Genomic DNA, 8,816 nt, shown 5'->3' on the forward strand with positions numbered 1-8,816 from the left:
ATGGATGGCACACTGCTTTGGTGGAAGACGGAACAGACCTTGCAGCGATTGATGCAGCTATCAATGAAGCGAAAGCTTCTGGCAAACCATCTTTGATTGAAGTTAAGACAGTTATCGGTTACGGTTCACCAAACAAGCAAGGAACCAATGCAGTTCACGGTGCGCCTTTAGGAGCAGAAGAAGCAGAAGCTACTCGTAAAGCCTTGGGCTGGGACTATGCGCCATTTGAGATTCCTGAGGAAGTCTATGCTGACTACCGTACAAATGTAGCAGAGCGTGGTGCCGCAGCATACGATGCTTGGAAACAGCTAGTAGAGGACTATAAGCAAGCCCATCCAGAATTGGCAGCAGAAGTAGCAGCTATCATTGCTGGTCAGGATCCAGTAGAAATCAAACCAGAAGACTTCCCAGTGCTTGAAAATGGCTTCTCTCAAGCGACCCGTAATTCTAGTCAGAATGCTCTCAATGCGGCAGCTAAGGTCCTTCCAACTTTCCTCGGTGGTTCTGCTGACTTGGCTCACTCCAATATGACCTACATCAAGGAAGACGGTCTGCAGGATGATGCCCACCGTCTCAACCGCAATATCCAATTTGGTGTGCGCGAGTTTGCCATGGGAACAATTCTCAACGGTATGGCGCTTCATGGTGGTCTTCGCGTTTACGGTGGTACCTTCTTCGTCTTCTCAGACTATGTTAAGGCAGCTGTTCGTTTGTCTGCCCTTCAAGGCTTGCCAGTGACTTATGTCTTCACACACGATTCTATTGCAGTTGGTGAAGATGGACCGACTCACGAGCCAATTGAGCATTTGGCTGGTCTGCGTGCTATTCCAAACCTGACTGTTCTTCGCCCAGCAGATGCGCGTGAAACTCAGGCGGCTTGGTACTTGGCCCTTAAGAGTCAATCCACTCCGACTGCTCTGGTCTTGACCCGTCAGAATCTGACAGTCGAAGAAGGAACAGACTTTGACAAGGTAGCTAAAGGAGCTTATGTGGTTTACGAAACAGGAGCAGATTTCGATACTATCTTGTTGGCTTCTGGTTCTGAGGTTAATTTGGCTGTTTCGGCTGCTAAAGCACTTGCTGCAGAAGGCGCTAAAATTCGCGTGGTCAGCGTGCCATCAACAGAGCTTTTTGACGCTCAAGATGCAGCCTACAAAGAAGAAATTCTGCCAAATGCAGTTCGTCGCCGCGTCGCAATCGAGATGGCAGCTAGCCAGCCTTGGTACAAGTATGTCGGTCTGGACGGCGCAGTTATCGGTATCGATCGGTTCGGCGCTTCTGCACCAGCAGCCAAGGTTCTGGAAGAATATGGCTTTACAGTTGAACATGTATCAGAAGTTGTTAAAAAATCTGAAATAAAAAGACATAAGATCGGGATGCCATTCATCCCGATTTTTTTGGAAATCATTTTCCTGCCTTGTCAAACGGGCCAAAATCTGCTATAGTAATTAGTAGATGAATTCCAAAGGAGAAGAGAAATGAATCCAACAATGATGATTATTTTTTTCGTTGTACTAGTGGGAATGATGTATTTCCAAGTACGGACACAGAAAAAGCAAGCTGAAAAACGGATGGAAAGCCTCAACAAACTGCAAAAAGGCTATGAAGTCATTACTATTGGTGGTCTTTACGGAACTGTTGACGAAGTTGATTCAGAGCGTAAGACTGTTGTCTTGGACGTAGACGGTGTTTTCTTGACATTTGAATTAGCAGCCATTAAGACTGTTTTGCCATTGACAGAAGGTATCCCAGCTGCTGCGGGAGTGGAAGGCGATATCGCTGTGTCTGATGAAGATACTGCCATTGAAGAATAGGATACAGGACAGTCGAGAGGCTGTCTTTTTTATTTTAAGGACATTTTGTAAGCTCATCTTTTACAATATTATAGTTGCACAACACTAGCGAAACCTACCTGCATACACTAATAGCTATTCATCATCAGCTCTGATAGACGAAAAATCAGCTCTCCTGCCCACATTTAAAGGATTTATGATATAATGAAATGATAAAACTTTAAATAGGATAAAAAATATGTTTAGTTTTAAGAAAAAAGAAAAGCTCGATGAGGCCTTGCTTGTTCCCAAGCATATAGGCATTATCATGGATGGCAATGGTCGTTGGGCTAAAAAACGTATGCAGCCGCGCGTCTTTGGACATAAGGCAGGTATGGAAGCCTTGCAAGAAGTGACGATTGCAGCTAAGGAGATGGGTGTGCAGGTCTTGACAGTCTATGCCTTTTCAACGGAAAACTGGACGCGACCAGAAAAAGAAGTGTCCTTCATTATGAATTTGCCGGTTGAGTTTTATGATCGCTATGTGCCAGAATTGCACAGAAACAATGTGAAAATTCAAATGATTGGCGACACGAAGCGACTTCCTAAAGCTACTTTTAAGGCCTTGGAGAAAGCTGAAGATCTGACTCGCTTGAATACAGGGCTGATTTTGAACTTCGCCCTGAACTACGGTGGACGAGCTGAAATCAATCAAGCGGTTCAAAAGCTTGCCCAAGCTGTTTTAGATGCGAAAGTCCAACCGGCTGACATTACAGAGGAAATGCTTGGAGATTATCTTTATACCAGCAGTTTGCCTGCAAGTTTACGGGATCCTGACTTGGTTATTCGTACGAGTGGCGAGCTGCGCCTTAGCAATTTCTTGCCTTGGCAGACAGCATATAGCGAGTTGTATTTTACAGATATTCTTTGGCCAGATTTCGATGAGAAGGCTTTGAAGGAAGCGGTTGTAGAGTATAATCGCCGCAATCGCCGCTTCGGCGGTGTATAAAGGAGGGAGAAAAAGATGAGTTTAGATTTACAAAGACGTCTTCTTTTTGGAGGAATTGCTCTAGCTATTTTTATTCCTCTAGTGAAGATGGGAGGGATTCCCTTCCAGATCAGTGTTGGCCTTCTAGCTATGCTAGCAGTGCATGAATTGCTTAAGATGAAGGGGCTTCCGACAGCGACCTTAGAGGGCGGATTGGCTATGCTGGCAGCTTTTGTCTTGACCCTGCCACTTGAAAATTACTTGAAGTTTTTGCCCGTGGACGGCAATGTGATGGCTTATGGCTTGGTTGTTTTCGTCTTGCTAGGAGCGACTGTTTTAGGTTCCTCTTATAGTTTTGAAGATGCGGCTTATCCGATTGCTTCTAGTTTTTATGTTGGTCTAGGCTTTAATGCTTTGATCGATGCCCGTTTGGTGAATGTGGACAAGGTTTTGCTGGCTCTCTTTATCGTCTGGGCGACAGACAGTGGGGCCTATCTGGTTGGTACTCGCTACGGACGGAGAAAATTATTGCCAAAGGTATCGCCAAATAAAACCATTGAGGGCAGTTTAGGAGGAGTTATCTCAGCGGTGCTGGTTTCTGCGATTTTTATGTCTATCCGTCCGCAAGTTGCCACTCCGTATAGCTTTGTGACCATGCTGCTCTTGACTGTTGTCTTTAGTTTTGCTGGCCAATTCGGCGACTTGGTAGAGAGCGCTATTAAGCGTCACTTTGGTGTGAAAGACTCAGGGAAGTTTATTCCAGGGCATGGCGGCGTTTTGGATCGCTTTGATAGCTTGCTTTTTGTCTTTCCACTGATGCACCTCTTTGGCCTGTTCTAAGGAGTTTGGTGGCCAAGCAGCCGAAAGCCTTCTTGGCTTAATGAACAATCTTAAGAGAAAGATTAGACTTATGCAGATTATTACATTTATTATTATTTTTGGGATCATCGTGGTGGTTCATGAGTTTGGACATTTCTACTTTGCCAAAAAATCAGGCATTCTAGTTCGTGAGTTTGCCATTGGGATGGGCCCGAAAATCTTTGCTCATATTGGCAAGGATGGAACAGCCTACACGATTCGGATTTTACCGCTAGGTGGTTATGTCCGCATGGCTGGCTGGGGCGAGGATTCGACAGAAATCAAAACAGGTACGCCAGCTAGTCTGACCTTGAATGAAGATGGGAAAGTTGTCCGTATCAATCTGTCTGGCAAGAAAATTGATCAGACGGCTCTGCCTATGATGTGACCAGTTTTGATTTTGAAGAAAAGCTGGAGATTACAGGGCTGGTCTTAGATGAAAGCAAGACTTATTCTGTCGATCACGATGCGACCATTGTTGAGGAAGACGGAACGGAAGTTCGGATTGCTCCGCTGGATGTTCAATATCAAAATGCGACTATCTGGGGACGCCTCATCACCAATTTTGCAGGCCCCATGAATAATTTCATTTTGAGCATTCTAGTTTTCATGCTCTTGGCCTTTCTGCAAGGCGGTGTCCAAGATGAAGATAGCAATCATTTTCAGGTGTTGGAAGGTAGCGCCGTTGCCAAGGCAGGGGTAAAAAGTAATGACCAGATTCTGAAAGTCAATAATTATGAGATTGCAAACTGGGGTGATCTGACTAAAGCAGTGTCAGAAGCGACGAAAGATAAGGCAGATGCACCAAAATTGACCATCACTTATAAGAGCGGCGGTCAGACTCATAAAGTGGACATAGAGCCTAAAAAAAGAGGGGGATCGCTATCTATTGGGCGTTTCACCTGCTATCAAGACTGGTTTTTGGGACAAGGTAGTTGGAGGCTTTACTGCTACGTGGACGACTACAGGTCGGATTTTGACAGCCTTGAAAGATTTGATTTTTAACTTTAATTTAAATAAATTAGGCGGTCCGGTTGCTATTTATAATGTCAGCAGTCAGGCAGCTCAGCAAGGTCTACCGGCTATTCTGAGTCTTTTAGCTATGCTGTCTCTTAATATCGGGATCTTTAATCTAATTCCGATTCCGGCTTTGGACGGTGGAAAAATTGTCCTCAATATCCTTGAGGCCATCCGTCGCAAACCCTTGAAACGGGAAACAGAAAGCTATGTTACCCTCGTAGGGGTAGCTGTCATGGTTGTTCTCATGATTGCCGTGACTTGGAATGATATTATGAAATTGTTCTTCTAACATTTTAAAAGATTGAAAAATATTCTATGAAGGAGTTTTGTTTTTATGAAACAAAGTAAAATGCTAATCCCAACGCTGCGCGAAATGCCAAGCGATGCTCAGGTTATCAGCCACGCCCTTATGTTGCGGGCTGGCTATGTTCGCCAAGTTTCTGCGGGAGTATACTCTTATCTGCCACTGGCTAACCGTGTCATTGAAAAGGCTAAAAAAATCATGCGGGAAGAGTTTGATAAGATTGGTGCAGTTGAAATGTTGGCGCCTGCCCTGCTTAGTGCGGATTTGTGGCGCGAGTCTGGCCGTTATGAAACTTATGGTGAAGATCTCTACAAGCTGAAAAATCGTGAAAAATCAGACTTTATCCTAGGTCCGACACACGAAGAGACCTTCACTTCCATTGTCCGTGACTCTGTTAAATCTTACAAGCAATTACCGCTTAACCTCTATCAAATCCAGCCTAAGTACCGTGACGAAAAGCGTCCACGTAATGGACTTCTTCGTACCCGTGAATTTATCATGAAAGACGGTTATAGTTTCCATGCCAACTATGATAGTTTGGATGTAACTTATGATGAGTACAAATCTGCTTATGAGAAAATCTTCACTCGCAGCGAGCTAGATTTCAAAGCCATTATCGGCGACGGTGGGGCCATGGGTGGTAAGGATAGTCAGGAATTTATGGCAATCACACCTGCTCGTACAGATCTTGATCGTTGGGTCGTTTTGGACAAAACGGTTGCCTCATTTGATGAGATTCCTGTAGAAGTGCAAGAAGAAATCAAGGCAGAATTGCTCAAGTGGATGGTTTCTGGGGAAGATACCATTGCCTACTCAAGTGAGTCTAGCTATGCAGCCAACCTAGAAATGGCAACCAATGCTTACAAACCAAATAAAAAAGTAGTGACTGAAGCAGAGTTGGTGCGTGTGGAAACACTTGACTGCAAGACTATTGACGAGGTGGCAGCTTTCCTACAAGTTGATACAGAAGAAACAATCAAGACCTTGGTTTATATGGCTGATGAAAAGCCTGTCGTAGCGCTCCTTGTCGGCAATGACCAACTCAACGAAGTTAAGCTTAAAAACCACTTGGGTGCAGATCTTTTTGAAGTTGCTAGTGAAGAGGATGTTCGTCAGCTCTTGGGCGCAGGCTTTGGCTCACTAGGGCCAGTCAATCTGCCAGAAGATGTGACTATTATCGCAGACCGTAGAGTCCAAGACCTTTCTAACGCTGTGGCAGGAGCCAATGAAGATGGCTACCACCTGACTGGTGTTAATCCAGGCCGTGACTTTAGTCCTGAATATGTGGACATCCGCGAAGTCCGTGAAGGTGAAGTGTCTCCGGACGGTCAAGGTATCCTTAAGTTTGCTCGCGGGATTGAGATTGGGCATATCTTCAAGCTGGGAACACGTTACTCTGACAGCATGAATGCCAATGTCTTGGACGAAAATGGCCGTGCTGTACCGATGATTATGGGTTGCTACGGTATCGGTGTCAGCCGTCTCCTCTCTGCTGTTATGGAGCAGCACGCTCGTCTCTTTGTCAATAAAACTCCTAAGGGTGAATTCCGCCATGCTTGGGGAATCAACTTCCCGAAAGAGCTGGCACCATTTGACGTGCACTTGATTCCGGTCAATGTCAAGGACGAGGAAGCTCTGGCTCTGACTGACCAAATCGAGGCTAACTTGCTAAACGCTGGTTATGAAGTCTTGGTGGACGATCGCAATGAGCGCGCGGGTGTTAAGTTCAGCGACAGCGATTTGATTGGTCTCCCAATCCGCGTGACAGTTGGTAAGAAAGCCGCAGAAGGCATCGTCGAAGTCAAGATTAAGGCTACGGGCGATACTATTGAAGTCCACGCTGATAATCTGCTAGAAACTCTGTCTATTTTGACAAAATAAAAACAACTGCCAGTTTTATCTGGCAGTTTTCTTTTGCTTATTGGCCTCGAAAATGCTATAGTAGGGAAAATGGATTGGAGGATCGAAACATGGGATTATTCAGCGGTTTATTGGGCAATGCCTCTCAGAAAGATATTGAAAAAACAGAAAGAGAATTGGAGAATATTCTGACGCCAGCAGAAAATGTGGAGCTGGCTTTCAGTCTCATTCGCGACTTGATTGTCTTTACAGATAAGCGGTTGATTTTGGTGGACAAGCAGGGAGTGACAGGCAAGAAAACGGCTTATAAGTCATATCCTTATCGCTCCATTTCTCGCTTTTCAGTGGAAACGGCTGGCCACTTTGACCTAGATGCTGAGCTGAAAATCTGGGTTTCCAGTGCTGAGGAACCAGCCGAAACCCTAACTTTCCGAAGTGATAAAAGTGTCATTGCCATCCAAAAAGCGCTGGCAGAAGCAGTATTGAGATAAAACACTTGGTTTTCTTGTAGTATGAACGAAGAGCAGACAAGTTTGTCTGACTCTTTTTCTATCGAAAAAAGTGCTGATTTATGGTAAAATAGGGTCACTACTGTACGAGGAAATATCATGTCAAACAAGTTTGAAATTTTAATGCATCAGCTGGATATGCCACTGGAAATGAGAAATTCAGAGGCCTTTTTGAATGCAGAAATTGAGAAGGTTCTGGTCCACAAGATCAGTCGGGTCTGGGAGTTTCATTTTTCTTTTGTTAATATTCTGCCCATTGAGATTTTTCGGGAATTGCAGAAGCACTTAGCTCAAGAGTTTTCTAAGACGGGCAATCAGGCCATTTTTGAAATTCATTGTCAGGATCCTAAGGTATCGGATGATCTCTTGCAGGCTTATTATCAGCTGGCCTTTGAGGAGGGGCCTTGTGCCAGTCATGGCTTCAAGAGTCTGTATCAGGATTTGCAGGTTCATTTGGATGGGGACAAGCTGCTGATTGAGGGCGCTTCGACAATCGATACGGAGCATTTTCGTAAGAATCACCTGCCAAATCTCAGTCGCCAGTTGGTCAAATACGGCTTTCCTCAGCTGACCTGTCAGGTTCAGCACAGCGATGAGCTGACCCAGCAGCAAGCGGAGAATTTCCAGGCGGAGAATGACAAGATTGTTCAGGCGGCCAATGAAGAGGCGCTCAAAGCCATGGAATCCCTGCAACAGATGGCGCCACCGCCAGAAGAAAAACCGATTTATGATTTCCAAGCTCGCAAGGCTGCGGCTAAACCAAATCTGGACAAGGCAGAGATTACTCCTATGATCGAAGTTCAGACTGAGGAGAATCGTCTGGTCTTTGAGGGCATGGTCTTTGATCTGGAGCAGAAGGTCACTCGGACCGGCCGGGTCTTGCTCAACTTCAAGATGACCGACTACACTTCCAGCTTTGCTCTGCAGAAATGGCTGAAAAACGAAGAAGAAGCCAAGAAGTTTGACATGATTAAGAAAGGTGCCTGGCTGCGCGTGCGGGGCAATGTGGAGATGAACAACTTCACCCGCGACCTGACCATGAATGTCCAGGATGTGCAGGCCGTTACCCACTATGAGCGTAAGGACCTGATGCCGGAGGGTCAGAAGCGGGTCGAATTTCACGCCCATACCAATATGTCTACTATGGATGCCCTGCCTGAAGTGGAGGAGATCGTAGCGACAGCGGCTAAGTGGGGCCACAAGGCTGTCGCCATTACCGACCACGGCAATGTGCAGAGCTTCCCCCACGGCTACAAGGCAGCCAAGAAGGCTGGTATCCAGCTGATTTACGGCATGGAGGCTAATATTGTAGAAGACCGGGTGCCCATCGTCTACAATGAAGTGGACATGGAACTGAGCGATGCGACCTATGTAGTCTTTGACGTGGAAACGACAGGGCTTTCAGCAGTCTACAATGACTTGATTCAGGTCGCTGCCAGCAAGATGCACAAGGGCAATATCATCGCTGAGTTTGATGAGTTTATCAACCCCGGCCATCCCCTGTC

The 8,816-nt window shown here is 45.7% G+C and carries 6 protein-coding genes and 2 pseudogenes; all 8 read left to right on the forward strand.

Going from position 1 to position 8,816, the window contains the following annotated elements; all coding sequences use genetic code 11:
- Nucleotides 1–1,346 (forward strand): annotated as a pseudogene (locus SCRDD08_RS09650) (transketolase family protein); the annotation flags it as partial.
- A 132-nt stretch (nucleotides 1,347–1,478) separates the two neighbouring features.
- Nucleotides 1,479–1,814 carry a preprotein translocase subunit YajC gene (yajC, locus tag SCRDD08_RS09655; RefSeq protein WP_005591861.1) on the forward strand — a complete coding sequence of 112 codons (336 nt, stop codon included), beginning with the start codon at nucleotides 1,479–1,481 and terminating at the stop codon, nucleotides 1,812–1,814.
- A gap of 217 nt (nucleotides 1,815–2,031) precedes the next feature.
- On the forward strand, nucleotides 2,032–2,781 hold the full coding sequence (locus SCRDD08_RS09660; RefSeq protein WP_061423497.1) for an isoprenyl transferase: 750 nt from the start codon (nucleotides 2,032–2,034) through the stop codon (nucleotides 2,779–2,781).
- Between the two features lie 15 nt (nucleotides 2,782–2,796).
- Nucleotides 2,797–3,600, forward strand: coding sequence for a phosphatidate cytidylyltransferase (locus SCRDD08_RS09665; RefSeq protein ID WP_061423498.1), 804 nt, complete (start codon nucleotides 2,797–2,799; stop codon nucleotides 3,598–3,600).
- Nucleotides 3,601–3,670: 70 nt separating this feature from the next.
- Nucleotides 3,671–4,927, forward strand: a pseudogene (gene rseP, locus SCRDD08_RS09670) (RIP metalloprotease RseP).
- 45 nt (nucleotides 4,928–4,972) lie between these two features.
- Nucleotides 4,973–6,823, forward strand: a complete 1,851-nt coding sequence (locus SCRDD08_RS09675; protein ID WP_061423499.1) for a proline--tRNA ligase — start codon at nucleotides 4,973–4,975, stop codon at nucleotides 6,821–6,823.
- 89 nt (nucleotides 6,824–6,912) lie between these two features.
- Nucleotides 6,913–7,293, forward strand: coding sequence for a PH domain-containing protein (locus SCRDD08_RS09680; RefSeq protein ID WP_045500867.1), 381 nt, complete (start codon nucleotides 6,913–6,915; stop codon nucleotides 7,291–7,293).
- Nucleotides 7,294–7,410: 117 nt separating this feature from the next.
- A partial coding sequence (locus SCRDD08_RS12045) for a PolC-type DNA polymerase III N-terminal domain-containing protein (RefSeq protein WP_231089375.1) occupies nucleotides 7,411–8,816 on the forward strand: 1,406 nt, incomplete at its 3' end.

This window comes from Streptococcus cristatus (assembly GCF_001578775.1).
GTDB lineage: Bacteria > Bacillota > Bacilli > Lactobacillales > Streptococcaceae > Streptococcus > Streptococcus cristatus_A.